Below are 19,231 nucleotides of genomic sequence, written 5' to 3' on the forward strand. Positions count from 1 at the left end.
AAAGAGACTTCACACTGACGGTTTCCCCTCCCCCTCGACAAGTTACAGATTGGACAGGTTTGGTCGCCTGACGCGTTGCACGGCCCCTATGGAACCCGCTCAGGATCACCTGCTACAGAGATGACACCGGTTTCTTGGGAGGGATGACCATGATGACGCGACGCGCCGCCGTTCTGGCCGGTTTGGCCGCCAGCGCCACCGCCGCCGCCAGCCACGCCAAGCCCTCCGACCCGCGCGCCGTCACGACCGCCGGGCCGATCATCGGTCGGCGTCAGGACGGGATCGCCGTCTTCAAGGGCGTCCGGTACGGCGCGCCGACGCAGCGTTTCCAGCCGCCCCAGCCCCCGACGCCCTGGCGTGACCCGGCCCCCGCCTTCGACTATGGCGCCGCCAGCCCGCAAAGGGGCGATGAGCCAAACCAGAGCGAGGACTGCCTGTTCCTCAACCTCTGGACGCCGGGTCTCGATGCGGGGCGTCGGCCGGTCATGGTCTATATCCACGGTGGAGCCTATTCGAGCGGATCGGGGTCGGATCCCCTTTATGACGGGACGCGGCTGGCGGCGCGCGGCGATGTAGTCGTGGTGTCGCTGAACCACCGGCTGAACGCCCTTGGCTACGCCTATCTGGCGCGGCTGACGCCGGGGTTCGAGGACTCGGGCAATGTCGGCCAACTGGACCTGATCCTGGCCCTGCGCTGGGTGCGCGACAATGTGGCGGCCTTCGGCGGCGATCCCGACCGGGTCATGGTCTTCGGCCAGTCCGGCGGGGGAGCCAAGATCGCCACCCTGATGGCCATGCCCGAAGCGAAAGGCCTGTTCCACCGCGCCGCCACCATGAGCGGCCAACAGGTCACGGCATCCGGCCCGATCAACGCCACGACCCGCGCGACCGCTTGGCTGAAGGCGCTGGGCCTGACGCCGGATCGCGCCCACGAAGCCATTAACCTGCCGGTCGAGCGCCTGCTGGCGGCCCAAGGCGTCGAGGACCCCCTCCTCGGCTACGGCGGGCTCTATTTCGGGCCGGTGCTGGATTTCCGCAGCCTGCCGCGCCACCCCTTCTATCCCGACGCCGCGCCGCAGGGCCTGACCATCCCCATGATCATCGGCAATACGCGCGAGGAAACCTTGGGCTTCATGGGCAATGATCCCAAGAATGTCGGGCTGACGTGGGACACCCTGCCCGCGCGTCTGTCGCCCGGCGTCATGCGTATCGACATCACGCCCGAGGCCGTGATCGCGGGCTACCGCCGGATGCATCCTGACTGGTCGCCGGATCAGGTCCTGATCGCCGCCACCACGGCCGGACGCTCCTGGCGCGGCGCCGTGATCGAGGCCGAGGCGCGCGCCATGGCCGGCGCGCCTGCCTGGGTCTATCAACTGGATTTCCCCGGTGAAATGACCTCCGGGCGGAAGGGCGCCTTCCACACCGCCGACATCCCCCTGGTGTTCGACAATGTGAATGCGCCGGGATCACGCACCAACGGACCGGGTGCCCAAGGGGTCTCGGACATGATGAGCGACGCCTTCATCGCCCTGGCCCGCACCGGCGATCCCAACCACGCGGGCGTGCCACGCTGGGACCGCTATGAGCTGCCGACGCGCCAGACTCTGCTGTTCGACGTCGAGCCTAGGATGGCCAACGACCCGCGCGGCGACGAGCGGGCCTTCTTCTCGACCATTCCCTACATCCAGCCCGGAACCTAGAGCGGAAAGCCCAGACGCGCCGCCCATGCCCGCGCCAGTTCAGGCCAGACCGCAGCCGGCCGCCCCTGGATCAGGCGAATGCCGAAACCATGCCCGCCCTCCTGGAACAGGTGGGCCTCGGACTTCACCGACGCCGCCTTCAGCGTGGCGAGCAGCATCAGGCTGTTCTCGACCGGCACCGAGGCGTCGTCCATGGCGTGCAGCAGGAAGACGGGCGCCGCGCCCGCCCAATTCATCCGCTCCAGCGAATAGGCGGCGATGCGCGCCTCGCTCGGCGCCTCGCCCAGCAGATGGGTCCGCGATCCGGCATGGACGTGCGGATCAGCCATCGTCGTCACCGGATACATCAGCACCGTCAGATCGGGCCGCAGCGACGCCGCATCCGCTTCATCCGTCGGGGTATAGGCCGCATCCGTCCGCGCGCTGGCCAGCCCCGCCAGATGCCCGCCCGCCGAGGCCCCCAGCACCGCGATCCGGTCGGGCCGCACGCCGAACTCGGCCGCGCGGCTGCGGATCAGGCGGATGGCGCGCTGGGCGTCCTGAAGCGGCGCGTCCGCCCCCGCCGCCCAGCCGTCTGCGGGCAATCGATAGCGCAGAACGAAACAGGTCGTGCCGCTGGCGGCGAAGACTCGCGCGACGTCAAAGCCCTCCTTGTCCAGCACCGCCCAGCGATAGCCGCCGCCAGGGATCAGCAGCATGGCCGAGCCGTTCGGCTTCTCGGGCCGCATCACCGTCATGATCGGGTCGGTCGTGTATTGAGCGTAGCGGTCGCGATAGGCGGGATCGGTCGAGCGCTCAGGGACGATGGGAACCACCGTCACCCCCTCCCCGCCCGGCGCGCCCTGGGGCCACAGGCGGACGATCTCGGTCGGATCGGGCGGCGCGACGGTCTGAGCCTCCGCAACAGCCGGCAAGGCCGCAGCCAGAGCCGGAAGCGCCGCGCCCATTGTCAGCAAACCACGTCGATGCAGATCCACGTCGGCCTCCTCCAGAATTGAAGAGGGACGCTCGCCCCCTCAGACGAGCGCCCCTCTCGGCGTCAGATCATCCGATCTTGGCCGGTTCGTAGCGTGGCGAGATGATGTGAACCACCAGCAGCGCCACCAGATAGGCCGAGGCCGCGACCACGAAGATGGGCGTATAGGTGCCGATCTTGTCGAGAACGAAGCCCGCGTACTTGGCCATGATCATGCCGCCGATACCACCCAGCATCCCGCCGATGCCGACGACCGAGCCCACCGCCGAGCGCGGGAAGACGTCGCCGGGGAAGGCGTAGAGGTTGGCCGAGAAGCCCTGGTGCGCCGCGGTCGCCAGACCGATGATCAGCACCGCCACCCACAGGTTGGAGGCAAAGGCGGCGAAGGCCACCGGCACGGCGCACAGGGCGCAGATCAGCATGGTCAGCTTGCGCGCCTTGTTCAGGCTCATACCCATCTTCATGAACCGCCCTGACAGCCAGCCGCCGCCGACCGAACCGACATCCGACAGCAGATAGATGGCCACGATCGGCGGACCAAAGGTCTTCAGGTCAAGGCCGTAGCTCTTGCCGAGGAAGTCGGGCAGCCAGAACAGGAACATCCACCAGATCGGATCGATCAGGAACTTGCCGGCGGCATAGGCCCAGGTTTCCTTGACCGTCAGCAGCTTCTTCCAGCCGATCTTCTCGACGGTGTCAGCCGGGTCCTGCTCGATCCATTCCAGCTCGGCCGAGGACAGCTTCTTCACTTCACGCGGACGGCGATAGACCAGCAGCCAGATCGGCAGCCAGATCAGGCCCAGCAGACCGGTGACGACGAAGGCCATCTGCCAGCCGAAGCTGAGCACCAGAACCGGCACGACCAGGGGCGTGACGATGGCGCCGATATTGGTGCCGGCGTTGAACAGGCCGGTGGCGAAGGCGCGTTCCTTCTTGGGGAACCACTCGGCCACGGCCTTGATCCCGCCGGGGAAGCCGCCGGCCTCGCCGACGCCCAGCAGCATCCGAGCCATGATGAAGTGCGACAGGTCGCGCGCGGCGCCGTGCATCATGTGGCCGATCTGCCAGATCAGGAAGGCGATCCCCAGACCCCAGCGCGCCCCGATCTTGTCCATCACCCGCCCGAAGATCAGGTAGAAGACAGCGTAGGACGCCTGGAACCAGAAGACGATGTCCGCATAGTCCGTCTCGGACCAGCCGAACTCGGTCGACAGCGTCGGCTTCAGGAAGCCGATCATCTGACGATCGACGTAGTTGATGACCATGGCGGCGAACAGCAGCCACATCACGATCCAGCGGTACTTGCCCGCCGGCGGAGCCTTCACGCGGATCGGCCCCTCCCCGGCGGGTGCGGCTTTCGAAGCGTCACTCATGGTACGAGACCCATTCCCTTGGTTTCCTCGCGCGCCCCGTCTTCTTGACCGCCCTGAACGGCGGACGGGTTCGCGCTGATGTTGATACTAGTCTTGCGTCGGATGCGGCGCGGCCTTGACGACCGTGCAGCGGATTTCTCCCACGCCTTCAAACACGCACGTCGATTCACTGCCGGCGTAGATGCGGTGAACCCCGGTCACGGCGCCGGTCGAAACCAGCGTCCCTGCGGTCAGGGGACGGCCCCAACGCGCACAGTGCTCCAGCAGGAAGCGCACCGATTCCAGCGCCCCCCCGGCCAGCGACAGCGAGCCGCCCTTGCCGACGCTGACGCCGTCGATGACCGTTTCGACCTGGATCGCATCCATGCGCTCGCGCCAGTCGGTCAGTTCCGGCCCGATCACCAGACCGCCGTTGTTGCCAAAGTCGGACGCGACCACCGCCGAGCCCAGGTCGTTGATGGCCGACAGCGGGCTGCCCGCCAGTTCCACGCCGAGGAAGACGGCGTCGATCTGATCGGCGGCCTCTTCGACGGTCCAGTCGGTCTTGGCCGGGTCCGTATCGGCGCCGATGCGAGCGATGAACTCGGCTTCAACAGCGGCGAAACCGCCCTCGATGGCCGGCAGAGGCGTCGGCGCCTCGCCGGCGGTCCAGACGTTGCCCGCGAAGATGGCGCCCGCCAGGCGGTGGATGCCCAGCACCGGCTGCTGCGCCGGAGGCACGCCGCCGACCTTCCAGCCGACGACCCGGTCGGGGTAAAGGGCGATGGCGGCGTCCTGAATGGCGTAGGACCGCGCCATCTGCTCGGGCCTCTCGCCCGGATAGTCCGTCACGGCGCGCGCGGCGAGGCGCGCGCTGACGAAGGTCTCGGCGACGCCCTGATCGGCGTCCGGCGTCTGAACGGGAGCCGCCGTCATGCGTGGCGCTCCGAAGAAATGATCTGGTCGGTCAAATGACGCCCCATTGGAAAACGCCAGATAATGGTCGGGTTAGGAAACCGGTGTCAATCCGCGTTTAAAACAGCCCATGGCGCGCGACGCCGAGCGGGGCTATGCCTTAAGGCAGAATAAGAACACGAAGGGGAACGCTGTTGTCGGAAGACGATTCGCGGCCGACCAAGACGGGCAAGCGCGCCACCATCAACGACGTCGCCCGTGTGGCCGAGGTCTCCAAGAAGACGGTTTCGCGCGTCATCAACCAGTCGCCCTTCGTGCGCGAGGACACGCGTGAGCGGGTTCAGGCCGCCATCGACGAGTTGGGCTTCATTCCCGACCCTCAGGCGCGCGGCCTGGCCTTTCGCCGGTCCTTCCTGGTCGGGATGATCTACGATCAGCCTAGCCCCACCTATGTCGTCAACATGCAGCAGGGCATCCTCGACGCACTGAAGGGATCGGGCTTCGAACTGGTCGTCCATCCGTGCAGCCGCAACTCCCCCACCCTGCTCAAGGACATTCGCGGCTTCATCGAGCGTCAGCGCCTGTTCGGCGTCATCATGCCGCCCTCGGTGTCAGAAGATGATTCGGTGATCGCGCTGCTGCGCGAACTGGACTGCCCCTATGTCCGCATCGCCTCGCTGACGCTGGACGAACCGCAGAATATGGTCGTGACCAACGACTGGATCGGCGCCGCCGAAGCCGCCCAGCATCTGGCCGACCTGGGCCACCGCCGCATCGCCCTGGTGCGCGGCCTGGCCTCGTTCCGGTCCTCGGTCGTCCGGGGTCAGGGCTTCATCGACGCCCTGGCCGAACGCGGCATCGCCCTGCCGCCAGAATACGACCGGCAAGGCGCCTATACCTACGAATCCGGCGTCGAGGCGGGCCATGCCCTGCTCTCCCTGCCCGAACCGCCGACCGCCATCTTCACCCTGAACGACGACATGGCCTTGGGCGTCATGCAGGCGGCGCGCGAGCGCGGGATGGAGCTGCCGCGCGACCTCTCCATCGTGGGCTTTGATGACCTGCCCATGGCGGCGCGGGCCTGGCCCAACCTCACCTCTGTTCGCCTGCCCATTCGCGACATGGGGCGGATGGCCGCCGAGAAGCTTCTGGCGCCGACACGCGGCGTCGATCCGGCCAAGCTGGAGCAGCCCGAGGTCCGTCCCGCCCTGGTCGTGCGCCACTCCGCCACCCCCCTGGAAAACTGACCCCGCTTACAACGACAAAGGCGGTCGACGCCTGCGCGCCGACCGCCCTGTTTTCATGGCCGTTTCGAGCGCGAATTATGCGCTGAGAACGCCCTTCAGATACTCGCGAATGCCCTCGTCGGTGGCGTTGGCGAAGAAGTATTCCTGGAACTTTTCACCGGCCACGGTCGCCTTGAGCAGGTCCTGGTCCATGGATTTCAGGACGGTCAGCATGTCGTTGCAGGTGACGGCCTTCAGGTCCTTCAGGATGCTGCGGTTCTTGGCCATGAACACGGCGCGCTCCTTGGGATAGCCCAGACCGCGCTCGCCCTCGAACAGCTTGCGATAAACGTCCTGCAGGTTCAGCTCGGCCGCCCAGCCGAAGCCCTTGGCGTAGGGCATGGAGATGGCGTTGCCGTCGTTGATCTGACCGAACAGGAAGGCGTCGGTGGGATCGATCACCAGGCCGCAGAAGACGCCCGGCATGGAGTTGGCGGCCAGCATGGAGCCCATGCCCGTGCCGCAGCCGGTGACGACGAAATCGGCGGCGCCCGAGTTCAGCAGGATGCCGGCCAGAAGCCCGTTCATGACATAGGTCAGCGAGGCCTTATCCTCGGGCGTGTACATCCCATAGTGGAAGACCTCATGGCCAAGGGGCTCGGCCACGGCGGTCAGGGCGGCATGGACCACTTCGCTCTTCGCGGCCTGGCTGTTTTCGATGATGAGAGCGATCTTCATGGGCGTGTCCTCAAGACGAAGCGATGCCGGACGGATGTCGGCGATTATGGTCTAAGCGATTGCATCCTTATATGACACCGGTTACCTAGTCCACCGAAGGACGGACGCAAGATCCGCCGCGAGTTCCCAGGGAGCCCCGCATGTACGATCCCATGTACGACAAGGTCTATCAGGCCACCCATCCTGACATGATGGACGGCGCGACGAACCAGCAGCTGCGGGATCGCTACCTGATCCAGGGCCTGTTCGTTCCGGGCAAGATCAGCCTGAACTATTCGCACCACGAGCGGATGATCATGGGCGGCGCGACCCCGACACAAAGCCCGCTGACCCTGCCGACCCATTCCGTGCCGGAATCCCTGGCCGGCGCCCCCTTCCTGCAAGGCCGCGAACTGGGCATCGTCAACGTCGGCGGCGCCGGAACGGTCACCGTCGACCGCGAAGTGCTCGAACTGGATTTCCGCGACGGCGCCTATGTGCCGATGGGCTCGGTGGATGTCTGGTTCACATCGAAGGACGCGGCCAATCCCGCCAAATTCTATCTGGTCGCCACCCCGGCCCATACGCGCCACGACCTGACCAAGATCTCGATCGCCGACGCCGTGCCGCTGGAGATGGGCGCGCTGGAGACGTCCAACGAGCGGACCATCTATCAGTATATCGTCCCCGCCAAGGTGAAGTCCTGTCAGCTGCTGCTGGGGGTGACGGTGCTCAAGCCCGGCTCGGTGTGGAACACCATGCCGCCGCACATTCACGACCGCCGCTCGGAAGCCTACCTCTACTTCGGCCTGGGCGAGGACGACCGCGTCTTCCACTTCATGGGAGAGCCGGACAAGTCACGCAACATCGTCGTCGCCGACGGCGAGGCCGTCATCTGCCCGCCGTGGTCGATCCACATGGGCGCGGGGACGTCGAACTATACCTTCATCTGGGGCATGGGCGGCGAGAACCTGGACTACACAGACATGGATAAGCTCGACATCTGTCAGCTGAAATAAGGGGCGCGAAGCATGGCCAATCCTTTTGATCTGACCGGCAAGGTCGCGCTGGTCACCGGCGGCAATACGGGCATCGGTCAGGGCATCGCCCTGGCCCTGGCCGCGGCGGGCGCCGATGTCGCCTCGGTCGCGCGCCGCGCCTCGGACGACACGGTCGGCAAGGTGCTGGCCAAAGGCCGCAAGGCCGTCTCCATCCAGGCCGACCTGACCTCGATCGAACCGGTCGAGCGCGTCCTGGACGAGGCGACCGCCGCCCTCGGCCCCGTCGACATCCTGGTGAACAACGCCGGCATCATCCGCCGCGCCGACGCCGTGGACTTCTCGGAGCAGGACTGGGACGACGTCATGAACGTCAACCTCAAGGTCCTCTTCTTCCTCAGCCAGGCCACGGCCAAGCGGATGATCGCCGACCAACGCGGCGGAAAGATCATCAACACCGCCTCCATGCTGTCCTATCAGGGCGGCATCCGCGTGCCGTCCTACACCGCGTCGAAATCCGGCGTGGCGGGCCTGACCAAGCTGATGGCCAACGAGTGGGCCAAGCATGGCATCAACGCCAACGCCATCGCCCCCGGCTACTTCGCCACGGACAACACCCAGGCCCTGCAGGACGACCCGGTGCGCTCCAAGGAGATCCTGGGCCGCATCCCCGCTGGCCGCTGGGGCGACCCGTCGGACATCGGCGGCGCCGCCGTCTTCCTGGCCAGCCGCGCCAGCGACTATGTGCAGGGCATCACCCTGCCGGTCGACGGCGGCTGGCTGGCGCGCTGATCCCGCGCTAGCGTTCAAACCATGAGCCAAGACCAGCAAGCAGCAACCGGGCCTCAAGCCGCGAGCGACCGCGTCGCGAGCATAGGCCCCCAGAATGGCGGCAAGATTCTCTGCTTCGGCGAGATGCTGCTGCGGTTCAGTCCGAACCAGAACGAACTGCTGCTGCAGTCCCCTGCCCTGACCGCGCGTCCGGGCGGGGCAGAGGCCAATGTCGCTGTCGCCCTGGCCCGCTTCGGCGCGCCGGCGGCGATGGCCACGGTCCTGTCCGACAACGCCCTGGGTCAGGCCGCGCGCGACGAGGTGCGGCGCTACGGCGTGGACACCACGCCCATCGTCTTCGCCCCTGGCCGCATGGGTCTCTATTTCCTGACGCCGGGCGCGGTGCGCCGCCCCTCCGAAGTCCTCTACGACCGCACCGGTTCGGCCTTTGTCGAGCGCGTCGCCGACGCCTTCGACTGGGACGCCCTGCTCGACGGCTATGAGTGGCTGCACGTCTCGGGCGTCACCCCCGCCACCGGCCCCAACGGCTCGCGCGCCGCGGTGGAACTGGTCGAGGCCGCGGTCCGCAAGGGCGTCCGCATCAGCTACGACGGCAACTTCCGCGGCAAGCTGTGGGAACAATGGGCCGGCGATCCGCCCGCCACCCTCGGCAGGATGCTGGCCGGGGCCGAGGTCGCCTTCGCCGACGACCGCGACTTCGCCCTGGTGCTGAAGACCAGGTTCGACCACGCCGATCCCCATGTGCGACGCCGTCTGGCCGCCGCCGCCGCCTTTGACGCCTTCCCCCGCCTGCAACGCATCGCCTGCACCCTGCGCGTGCAGGAAAGCGTGGCGGATCAGGCCCTGTCGGCGGTCATGCTGACACGCGGCCCGAATGGCGAAGTGGTCGAAACCTGCGCCGAGGCCATCCATATGACCGGCGTGGTGGACCGGGTCGGCGGCGGCGACGCGTTTGCGTCCGGCGTCCTGTTCGGTCTGTGGAGCGGCTGGTCCGATCAGGAATCGCTCGACTTCGGACTGGCGGCGGCAGGCCTGAAACACTCGGTCCCCGGAGACTTCAACCTGTTCACCGCCGCCGAGGTGCGCGCGGCCATGGGCGACGGCGGGTTCGACATCCGCCGCTGACGGATTCGTGAAAACCGACGTCTTCCTGGTCGCAAACCGGCACTAGGAAACCGGTGTCAATCGTGATTAGCTTCGCTGAACTCAAGCAGCCGTCAGAGCTGCGAGGCGACGCATCCGAGGAAGACACCATGACGCTCATGAACCGCCGCGCCCTGCTGGCCGCCGGCGCCGCCGCGACCTTCACGGCCGCCTCCGCCCCAGCCCTGGCCAAGACGGTCATGCAGGCGGCGCCAGACCGCGCCGCCGTTCTGGCCGCGATGAAACGCGCCGCCCGGTTCATGACCGACGAGGCCGCGGTCGAGGGCGGCTATGTCTGGAACGTCCTGCCCGACTTCTCGCGCCGCTGGGGCGAACTGGAAGCCTCGCCGACCATGATCTGGGTCCAGCCGCCCGGCACGGCCACCGTCGGCCACCTCTATCTGGACGCCTACCACGCCACCGGCGACGAGCAGTTCTACGAGGCCGCCAAGTCCGCCACCGACGCCCTGGTGCGCGGCCAGCATCCGGCGGGCGGCTGGAACTACGTCATCGACACGGCGGGCGAAGAGGCGCTCAAGCGCTGGTACGCCACCTATGGCAAGAACGCCTGGCGGATGGAGGAATTCCACCGCTACTACGGCAATGCCACCTTCGACGACGCAGGCACGGCCGAGGCCTCGCAACTGCTGCTGCGGGTCTATCTGGAGAAGCGCGAGCGCCAGTATCGCGCCCCGCTGGACAAGGCGATCCAGTTCGTCCTCGACGCCCAGTACGCCAACGGCGGCTGGCCCCAGCGCTATCCCTTCGTCCAGAACGGCGGCGTCCACGGCCACGCGGACTACACCCCCTACATCACCTTCAACGACGATGTGGCCGGCGAGAACCTGGAGTTCCTGCTCTACGCCTATCAGGGTCTGGCGGTGAACGGTCGTGGCGACCCACGCCTGCTCGACGCCATCCATCGTGGCATGGACATCTATGTGAAGACCCAGCAGCCCATGCCGCAGCCGGCCTGGGGCCTACAGCACTTCCCGGACACGCTGAAGCCCGCCGGCGCCCGCACCATCGAGCCCCAGGCCTTCGCCACCCACACCACGGGCGCCAATATCAAGTCAATGTTGGGCTTCTATCGCCTGACCGGCGACCGCAAATACCTGGCCCGCCTGCCCGAGGCCCTGGACTGGCTGGATCAGGTCAAGACGCCGCAGAACCTGATCGCGCCGGGCCGCACCCATCCGACCTTCATCCTCGAAGGTTCGAACACCCCAGTCTATATCCACCGCAAGGGGTCCAACATCACCAACGGCCAGTATTACGCCGACACGAACCCCAACAATCTGATCGTCCACTACGGCTCGTTCCGCAACGTCGACACCGCCGCCCTGCGCCGCGAGTACGAGGAACTGGCCGCCCAGTCGCCCGAAGAGGTCAGCCGCAACTCGCCGCTGAAGGCCCGCGCGGGCACGCTGAAGCTGCCGAAGTATTTCACCCTTCAGGACGTGGACGTCTGGGACATGTCATCGGACGCGCGGCGGCTGGCCAGGCCCGCGCCGGGCCGCGCCGCCGAACTGGTCGCGGGGCTCAACGCGCGCGGCTATTGGCCCTCGCCCATGACCACGACGTCGAACCCCTATATCGGCGAGGCCCCGGCGGCGGTGACGGGCGGCGAGTATCAGACCACCCGCGTCGGCGACCTGTGGGACACCTCGCCCTACAACACCGACTATCCGGTCGAGTGCGTCTCGACCCAGGTCTTCATCCGCAACATGGGTGAACTGATCGAGACTCTGGAGGGCTGACGCCCGCCAAGCCTTCGAGGTCGGCGCCTAGAGATAGGCGCCGACCTGCCAGGGCACGAACTCGTTGTCGCCTATACCGAGCGCTTCGGATTTGGACCGCTCGCCCGACGCCACGGCCAGCATCCGCTCAAAGATGGCCTGCCCCACATCCTGCATCGACGTGCCGGTCAGCACCGGCGAGGCGTCGATGTCCATGTCCTCGTCCATCCAGCTGGCCAGTTTGGCGTTGGAGGCGACCTTGATCGACGGCGCGGGCTTGGCCCCGAAGACCGAGCCCCGCCCCGTGGTGAAGACGATCAGATTGGCGCCCGAAGCGATCTGGCCCGTCGCCGAGCAGGGGTCGTAGCCCGGGCTATCCATGAAGCTCAGCCCCTGGGTCTTCAGCGGCTCGGCATAGCCGATCACGTCGTTCAGCGGGGTCGAACCGGACTTGGCCACCGCGCCCAGAGACTTCTCAAGGATGGTGGTCAGGCCGCCCTTCAGATTGCCCGGCGATGGGTTGTTGTTCAGCTCCATGCCGTGCTTGTCGGCATAGGCCCGCCACCACTCCAGACGCGCGTTCAGCCGATCCGCCACCTCCGGCGACGCCGCACGGCGCAGCAGCAGGTGTTCCGCCCCCCAGATCTCGGGCGTCTCCGACAGCATGGCCGAGCCGCCGTGGGCGACCAGCAGGTCCACCGCCGCCCCCAGCGCCGGATTGGCCGTCACGCCCGACCACCCGTCCGACCCGCCGCATTGCAGACCCACCGTCAGGTGCGAGGCCGACACCGGCTGACGCTCAACCTTGGCGGCCTCGGCCACCAGCTCGCGCACCACCTCGATCCCCGCCTCGATGGCGCGGGCGGTGCCGCCGGCCTCCTGAATGGTCAGGGCGCGCAAGGTCGGCCCCGCTTCCAGCCCCTCATTAGCCAGCCAGGCCGGGATCTGATTGGCCTCGCAGCCCAGACCGACGATCAGGATGGAATGGAAGTTCGGATGCCGGGCGTATCCCGCCAGCGTTCGTTGCAGCAGGGTCGTGTCGCTGCTCAACGAAGACCCGCCGCAACCGCCCTGATGGGTAAAGGCCACCACCCCGTCCACGCCCTTGGGCAGACCGGCGTCGGGGAAGGCGTCGGCGATGCGCCGCGCCACCGTGGCCGAGCAGTTCACGCTGGTCAGGACGCCGATATAGTTCCGCGTGCCCACCCGACCGTCCGCGCGGACGATGCCGTTGAAGGTCGCGCCGGACAGGGCTTCGGGCGGGTGAACGTCCGCCCCCACCTCGGCCTCGCGCCCATCCTCGGCCATGGCCAGGTTGTGGACATGGACATGATCGCCGACCGCGATAGCCGCCTTGGCCCGGCCGATGACCTGGCCATAGCGGCGCACCAGCCCGCCCGCCTCCACCGCGCGCCGAGCGATCTTGTGCCCGGTGGCGATGTCGGCGCGCGCGGGCGCGTCCAGACCTTCCGGCGCCTCGCCGACGGCGATTTCGTCCAGGGCGATGGCCACATCGTCTGCGGGGTTCAGGGTCAGAACGCGGCTCATGATCTACTCCGTCACCCGGCGAGCGGCCTCGACCGCGCCGTTCTCTCTCAAGGACAGGAAAGCGCCGGTGACCGCCTCGACGAAGCGCCGGTCGTTCGCCAGCGACGCCGGGAAGACCGCCGACAGGGTCAGCAGGGCGCGGACCTCGGCCTCGTCATTCTCCGACGCCGCGATCAGCTCGGCTGTGCGCGTCGCCAGAGGGTCGTCGACCACCACGGTCTCACCGCTCTCGGTCACGCCCTCCTGCCAGCGCATCCAGGCGGCGACGCCCAGGGCCATGGCCTCGACCCCCTGCCCGGCCGCCAGCCGCTCCGCCATCCCGGCCAGCAGCCGCTGCGGCAGCTTCTGCGACCCGTCCATGGCGATCTGACGCGTTCGGTGCATCAGGGCCGAGTTGGAGAAGCGGGCCATCAGCTCGTCGCGATAGGCCGCCACATCCAGCCCCGGCGGCGGATTAAGCGTCGCCTGCGCCTCGTCCCACAGGGCCTCGATAAAGGCCCTGAACGCGGGCACAGCCACAGCCTCGTGCACATGCTCATAACCCGACAGAGCGCCCAGATAGGCTACCGCCGAATGGGCCCCGTTCAGCAGGCGCAGCTTGGCGTCCTCCCAAGGCTCCACCGCATCGGTCAACTGAACCCCGAAGGCCGCGAAGTCGGGCCGCTCGCCCGCGAACCAGTCCTGGATCACCCACTGGGTAAAGGGCTCGGCCTTGACCATGCCCTGATCCTCGACGCCGAGACGCGCGGTCAGGCGGGTGATGTCGTCAGGAATGGTCGCCGGCACGATCCGGTCGATCATGGTCTGGGGGAAGGCGCCCTCGGCCTCGATCCACTCGGCCAGGGACGGATCGATGCGGCGCGCCATGGCCAGCACCCCAGCCCGGATGCGCTGGCCGTTGAGCGGAAGGTTGTCGCAACTGATGACGGTAAAGGGCTTCTGCCCCGCCGCCTTCCTCGCCTGCAAGGCCGCCACAATATAGCCCGGCGCCGTGCGGGGCGCTGCGATGTCGGCCAGATCAGCGGCCACGTCAGGGTCGTCGAGCAAGAGGTCGCCCGTCGCCGGGTCGAGGCGATAGCCCTTCTCGGTGACCGTCAGGGTGACGATGTGGACCTCGGCCCCGGCCATGGCCGCCACCAGGGCGGCGGGGTCTTCCGGCCCCACCAGCACGCCACGACCCGCGCCGATCACCCGCAGATGCTCATTCGCCCCGTCGCGAACGACCAGGGTGTAGAGCCCGTCCTGCGGGTTCAGCTGGGCGCGCACGCCGGGCGACCTCAGCGAGGCCCCCAACACGCCCCAGCGCAGATCCCCGCTGGCCAGGGCGTCGTCGAACACCACCGCCTGGTGGGCGCGATGGAAGGCGCCGATGCCCAAATGAACCACGCCGGTCTTCACCTGAGCGCGGTCATAAGCTGGGCGGGCGACTTCGGCAGGCAGGCCCTTCAGGGCCGCATCATTGAGGCGGCTCACAGCTTGTAGGCCGCCTTGACCAGGCCATAGGTCAGGGCGTGGGCCAGTTCGTGGGCCTCGTCCTCTTCCATCCGGTGCTCGACCACCAGCTTGGCCAGGAAGCCGCAGTCCATCCGCCGCGCCACGTCGTGCCGCGCCGGGATCGACAGGAAGGCCCGCGTGTCGTCGTTGAAGCCCACGGTATTGTAGAAGCCCGCCGTCTCGGTCGCCTGTTCGCGGAAGCGACGCATGCCCTCGGGGCTGTCGTGGAACCACCAGCTCGGCCCCAGCTTCAGCGCCGGATAGTGGCCGGCCAGCGGGGCCAGTTCGCGGCTGTAGGAGGTCTCGTCCAGGGTAAACAGGATCAGGGTCAGGCGGGTGTCCGAACCGAAGCGGTCCAGCAGCGGCTTCAGCGCCCGGACATAGTCCGTCTGGGTCGGGATATCGCAGCCCTTGTCCCGACCGAAGCGGTTGAACACCGTGGCCGAGTGGTTGCGGAATGAACCCGGGTGCAACTGCATCACCAGGCCATCCTCGACCGACATGGCGGCCATCTCGGTCAGCATCTGGCCACGGAACAGCTCGGCGTCGACGGCGCTGGCCGGGGCGGTCGACACCCGCTTGAACAGGGCCTCGGCGTCGGACTTCGACAGGTCGGCGGTGAAGGCGGTCGGGTGGCCGTGGTCGGTCGAGGTGGCGCCCATTTCGATGAAGAAGGCCCGGCGGTCGCGCAGCGCCTGCAGATAGCCCTCCCACGACATCGTATCGCGGCCGGTCTGTTCGGCCAGAACCTTCAGATTGTCGCGGAAGCCTTCATAGTCCGGGTCCAGCACCGGGTCGGGACGATAGGCGGTCAGCACCCTGCCCTTCCAGCCCGAAGCCTTGATGACCTTGTGATGCTCCAGCGTATTGAGCGGGCTTTCGGTCGTGGTCAGCACCTCGATGTTGTAACGGTCGAACAGGGCGCGCGGCTTGAAGGCCTCGGTCTTCAGCGCCGCGTCGATGACGTCGTAGTAGTGGTCCGCCGTCTCGGCCGACAGACGGACATCGATGCCGAAGGCCTCGGCATAGACCCAGTCGTGCCACATGCGCGACGGCGTGCCCCGGAACAGGTGATAGTTCTCGGCGAAGCGGCGCCAGATCTTGCGCGGATCGGTTTCGACCGGCCCGCCGTCGGCGCGCGGCACCCCCAGGTCCTCCATCGCCATCCCCTGCGAATGCAGCATGCGGAAGACGTAGTGATCAGGCGTGATCAGCAACTCGGCCGGGTTGGCGAAGTTCTCATTGCCGGCGAACCAGCTGGGGTCCGTGTGGCCGTGCGGGCTGATGATCGGCAGCGCCTTCACCTCGGCATAGAGGCGACGCGCCACCGCTCGGGTATCGGCATCTGCCGGAAACAGGCGATCAGGATTCAGGCGAAGCGGCTGGGTCATGCAGGAACTCGAAGCAAGGAATCAGGCGGTCGGAAACAACAGTCGGACGCACGGCGATTCGACCGATGTAGCGGTCGCGGCTGTCAGCAGCGGCATGGTCGTCTCCCTGTTCGCCGACCATCTGCTGCGGTCGATCAGTTGGTTTTTCGCTGGCGCAGCCTCGGCCTGCGACATTGACGGAAACGGCGTTCGCCATTGTCTTGCCACACGCTGAAAACTGTGCGTAGCTTTATATGACACCGGTGGCACAGGCTGACAAACGCCAAATGACACCGGTTCCCGCGATCGCGGCGGCTGGAACGGGGACGCACGATCCCCGAAAGGCCTAACTGGGAGGAGGACACAGATGACCCAACACGCTACCCGTGCGCGTTATGCGCTGACCCTTGGCGCCTCGCTGGGCGCCCTCACCCTCGCCCTGGCGGCCGGCGCCGCCCAGGCTCAGGACGCCGAAGCCGCCTCCGAGCAGGAAGCCACCACCGTCGATGAGATTGTCGTCACCGGCTTCCGCGCCAGCCTGCAGAACGCCCTGAACATCAAGCGCCGCGAAGCCGGCGTGGTCGACGCCATCTCGGCCGAGGACATCGCCGACTTCCCCGACACCAACCTGGCCGAATCCATTCAGCGCATCCCCGGCGTGTCTATCGACCGCGACGCTGGCGAGGGTCGCTCGATCACCGTGCGCGGCCTGAGCTCGGAGTTCACCCGCACCCGCATCAACGGCATCGAGGCCCAGGCCACGACCGGCGCGACCGACTCCTCCGGCGGCGTGAACCGTGGGCGCGGCTTCGACTTCAACGTCTTCGCCTCAGAGCTGTTCAACAACATCACCGTTCGCAAGACCGCCTCGGCCGAGGTCGAGGAAGGTTCGCTGGGCGCGACGGTCGATCTGCGCACCGCGCGTCCATTCGACTATCCCGGCTTCACCGCCGTCGCCTCGGCGCAGGGCGGCTATAACGATCTGTCGGAGCAATGGAGCCCGCGCTTCGCCGGCCTGATCTCCAACACCTGGATGGACGGCAAGTTCGGCGCCCTGCTGTCGCTGGCCTACAGCGACAAGAGCTCGATCGAAGAAGGCTTCAGCTCCGTCCGCTGGGGCCCCGCCAGCGGCGACAACGGCTTCCAGAATCCCGACGCCCTGCCCGGCGGCAAGGATGCCGCCGGCGGCCTGTTCCACCCGCGCATCCCTCGCTATGGCCGACTGAGCCATGAACAGGAGCGCATCGGCGCGACCCTGTCGCTGCAATGGCGCCCGTCGGACGCGACCACGATCAGCCTGGACGGTCTCTATTCCAAGCTCGACTCTACCCGGAAAGAGAACTTCCTCGAAGCCTGGTCGCTGAGCCGCAACGCCAGCCAGGGCGGCAAGCCCCAGGTCGACATCGTCGAAGCCATCGCCGACCCCAACACCGGCGAACTGGTCTATCTGCGCCTCGACGACATGGACATGCGCACCGAGGAACGCTTCGACATCCTCAAGAGCGAGTTCACGCAATACACCCTGGAGGTCGAACACGACTTCTCGGACACCGTGCGCTTCCGCGGCGTGGCCGGTCGCTCCAAGTCCGAGTTCGGCAACCCGCTGCAGGTCAACGCCATCATCGACCACCAGAACGGCGACGGCTGGTCGATCGACTTCCGCGAAAACCGCGACCTGCCCAAGATCATCTATGGCTTCGACGTCACCGACGCGAACCAGTGGACCATTACAGGTCCGGCTCCCGGCGGCGTGGCCCCGCAGTCAGAACTGCGCATCCTGTCGAGCGAGCAATCCAACACCTACACCACCTTCGAGGGCGGTTTCGAATTCGACATCGACGACCGCATGACCTTCAAGGTCGGCGCCAGCTACAAGGAATATCAGTCCGAAGGCTCCGGCTACGCGCGCCAGACCAACGCCGCCCCCGCCATGCCGGCCGGGACGTCCATCGGCGACCTGACCTACCTGCTGGAAGGCTTCGGCAAGAACCTGGACCTGCCCTCGGGGTCGGCCACGGCCTGGATCTCGCCCAACCTCGACGCGATCATGAAGGCCTATGGCGCGGATTGCCTGTGCGACACGGGCGTGGCCGGCGGCGACTTCCGCCTGCTGGGCCTCGAGAACGGCTCGACCGCCCTGGGCAACTGGCGCGACGTGACCGAGAAGGACACGGGCCTGTGGGCGCAATTGGACTGGAACACCGAATGGGCCGGCATGCCGGTGCGCGGCAACTTCGGCGCGCGCTGGGTCAACACCGAGGTCGAGGCCGCGGGCTATTCCGCCCTGAACGGCGTGACCACGCGCGTCACCGGCGCCAACAACTATGACGACATCCTGCCCTCGCTGAACATCTCGGTCGAGCCGATCGAGAACGTCATGGTCCGCTTCGGCGCGGCCCGCGTCATGTCCCGCCCGCCGGTGACCAGCCTGGTGCCGACCCTGTCGCTGAGCGCGCCAAACGCCGCCAACCGCACGGCGTCGCTGGGCAACGTCAACCTGGACCCGTATCGCGCGGACACCTTCGATCTCTCGCTGGAATGGTATTTCGCCCCTGAGTCCCTGCTGTCCTTCGCCGTCTTCTACAAGGACATCTCGACCTATGTGCAGACGACCCAGCAAAAGATGACCTACGCCGAACTGACGGCGATGAACCCCGAAGCCTTCCCCGCCGCGCCCGACCGCCCGGCCGGCGACGAATATACCTTCAGCACGCCCACCAACACGCCGGGCGGCCCGTTAACGGGCTTCGAGATCAGCTACCAGCAGCCCTTCACCTTCCTTCCGGGCGCCTTCTCGAACCTGGGCGTGCAAGCCAACTTCACCCACGTCGAGTCCGAGATCGACTACTGCACGACGGCGGCCTGCAACGCCTATGTCACGGCCAATCTGGTGAACCTGTCGCCGGACGCCTGGAACGCCACGCTCTATTATGACGATGGTCGCTTCAACGCTCGCGTCTCGGCCGCCTATCGCGACACCTATTATCAGCAGGTTCCGGCGGCCAACGGCGGCACGCGCGGCATCGCCGTCACCGGCAAGACCGAGACGCTCAGCATCGACGCCTCGGCCTCATTCAACGTCACGGAAAAGCTGGCCCTGTCGATCGAAGGCATCAACCTGACCGACGAGGCCAATCGCCAGAACCACAGCGAACTCGATGGCGTGCGCGACAGCACCTACGTCTATCACCACACCGGCCGCCAGGTCTTCGTGGGCGCCCGCTACAAGTTCTGACACCCGACACATCGCGCTCCTGA

General features: G+C 67.1%; 15 protein-coding genes. 8 read left to right on the forward strand and 7 right to left on the reverse strand.

The genetic code is table 11. From position 1 onward, the window contains the following. Positions 1-149 precede the first annotated feature (149 nt). Complete coding sequence (locus ACR9FL_RS12145) at positions 150-1,703, forward strand: carboxylesterase/lipase family protein (protein WP_436355773.1); 1,554 nt, start codon at positions 150-152, stop codon at positions 1,701-1,703. Here the strand turns inward: ACR9FL_RS12145 and ACR9FL_RS12150 are convergent. The 3 genes from ACR9FL_RS12150 to ACR9FL_RS12160 form a co-directional block, all read right to left on the reverse strand. Continuing rightward, entirely contained in the window at positions 1,700-2,680 is a 981-nt protein-coding gene (locus tag ACR9FL_RS12150) for an alpha/beta hydrolase (protein WP_436355774.1), read from the reverse strand. The genes ACR9FL_RS12145 and ACR9FL_RS12150 overlap by 4 nt on opposite strands. 67 nt (positions 2,681-2,747) lie before the next feature. Further along, the gene (locus tag ACR9FL_RS12155; RefSeq protein ID WP_436358154.1) at positions 2,748-3,965 is read right to left on the reverse strand and encodes an MFS transporter; all 1,218 of its coding nucleotides are present in this window, start codon (positions 3,963-3,965) and stop codon (positions 2,748-2,750) included. A gap of 174 nt (positions 3,966-4,139) precedes the next feature. After that, positions 4,140-4,967, reverse strand: coding sequence for a 2-keto-4-pentenoate hydratase (locus ACR9FL_RS12160; protein WP_436355775.1), 828 nt, complete (start codon positions 4,965-4,967; stop codon positions 4,140-4,142). A 173-nt stretch (positions 4,968-5,140) separates the two neighbouring features. Here ACR9FL_RS12160 and ACR9FL_RS12165 point away from each other — a divergent pair, with 173 nt between their 5' ends. After that, positions 5,141-6,193, forward strand: coding sequence for a LacI family DNA-binding transcriptional regulator (locus ACR9FL_RS12165; protein ID WP_436355776.1), 1,053 nt, complete (start codon positions 5,141-5,143; stop codon positions 6,191-6,193). Positions 6,194-6,268: 75 nt separating this feature from the next. Here the strand turns inward: ACR9FL_RS12165 and ACR9FL_RS12170 are convergent, their stop codons facing one another. After that, positions 6,269-6,910: an RpiB/LacA/LacB family sugar-phosphate isomerase gene (locus ACR9FL_RS12170; RefSeq protein WP_436355777.1), complete on the reverse strand. Its 642-nt coding sequence runs from the start codon at positions 6,908-6,910 to the stop codon at positions 6,269-6,271. A 152-nt stretch (positions 6,911-7,062) separates the two neighbouring features. Between ACR9FL_RS12170 and kduI the strand changes: the two genes are divergently transcribed. The 4 genes from kduI to ACR9FL_RS12190 all read left to right on the forward strand — a co-directional run bounded on the left by kduI (position 7,063) and on the right by ACR9FL_RS12190 (position 11,582). Next, entirely contained in the window at positions 7,063-7,908 is an 846-nt protein-coding gene (gene kduI / locus ACR9FL_RS12175; protein WP_436358155.1) for a 5-dehydro-4-deoxy-D-glucuronate isomerase, read from the forward strand. A gap of 12 nt (positions 7,909-7,920) precedes the next feature. After that, a complete protein-coding gene (gene kduD / locus ACR9FL_RS12180; protein ID WP_296172956.1) occupies positions 7,921-8,679 on the forward strand; it encodes a 2-dehydro-3-deoxy-D-gluconate 5-dehydrogenase KduD in 759 nt (252 codons plus the stop codon). 21 nt (positions 8,680-8,700) lie between these two features. Further along, a complete protein-coding gene (locus ACR9FL_RS12185; protein WP_436355778.1) occupies positions 8,701-9,804 on the forward strand; it encodes a PfkB family carbohydrate kinase in 1,104 nt (367 codons plus the stop codon). A gap of 128 nt (positions 9,805-9,932) precedes the next feature. Continuing rightward, the gene (locus tag ACR9FL_RS12190) at positions 9,933-11,582 is read left to right on the forward strand and encodes a pectate lyase (RefSeq protein ID WP_436355779.1); all 1,650 of its coding nucleotides are present in this window, start codon (positions 9,933-9,935) and stop codon (positions 11,580-11,582) included. A gap of 27 nt (positions 11,583-11,609) precedes the next feature. On the opposite strand, the gene ACR9FL_RS12195 is transcribed toward ACR9FL_RS12190, so the two are convergent. Genes ACR9FL_RS12195 through uxaC form a run of 3 tightly spaced genes read right to left on the reverse strand, consistent with a single transcriptional unit; the run spans position 11,610 to position 15,994 of the window. After that, the gene (locus ACR9FL_RS12195) at positions 11,610-13,109 is read right to left on the reverse strand and encodes a UxaA family hydrolase (protein WP_436355780.1); all 1,500 of its coding nucleotides are present in this window, start codon (positions 13,107-13,109) and stop codon (positions 11,610-11,612) included. Positions 13,110-13,112: 3 nt separating this feature from the next. Next, positions 13,113-14,582, reverse strand: coding sequence for a mannitol dehydrogenase family protein (locus ACR9FL_RS12200; RefSeq protein ID WP_436355782.1), 1,470 nt, complete (start codon positions 14,580-14,582; stop codon positions 13,113-13,115). Beyond that, the gene (uxaC, locus tag ACR9FL_RS12205) at positions 14,579-15,994 is read right to left on the reverse strand and encodes a glucuronate isomerase (RefSeq protein WP_436355783.1); all 1,416 of its coding nucleotides are present in this window, start codon (positions 15,992-15,994) and stop codon (positions 14,579-14,581) included. Before uxaC ends, ACR9FL_RS12200 begins: the two co-directional genes overlap by 4 nt. On the opposite strand from uxaC, the gene ACR9FL_RS12210 reads away from it, so the two are divergent. Then, a complete protein-coding gene (locus ACR9FL_RS12210) occupies positions 15,993-16,208 on the forward strand; it encodes a hypothetical protein (RefSeq protein WP_296172945.1) in 216 nt (71 codons plus the stop codon). The two genes, uxaC and ACR9FL_RS12210, sit on opposite strands and share 2 nt — an antisense overlap. A 132-nt stretch (positions 16,209-16,340) precedes the next feature. Next, a complete protein-coding gene (locus tag ACR9FL_RS12215) occupies positions 16,341-19,208 on the forward strand; it encodes a TonB-dependent receptor (protein ID WP_436355784.1) in 2,868 nt (955 codons plus the stop codon). Positions 19,209-19,231 lie beyond the last annotated feature (23 nt).

The sequence above is a fragment of the Brevundimonas sp. CEF1 genome (assembly GCF_051353055.1).
In the GTDB taxonomy this organism is placed as follows: domain Bacteria; phylum Pseudomonadota; class Alphaproteobacteria; order Caulobacterales; family Caulobacteraceae; genus Brevundimonas.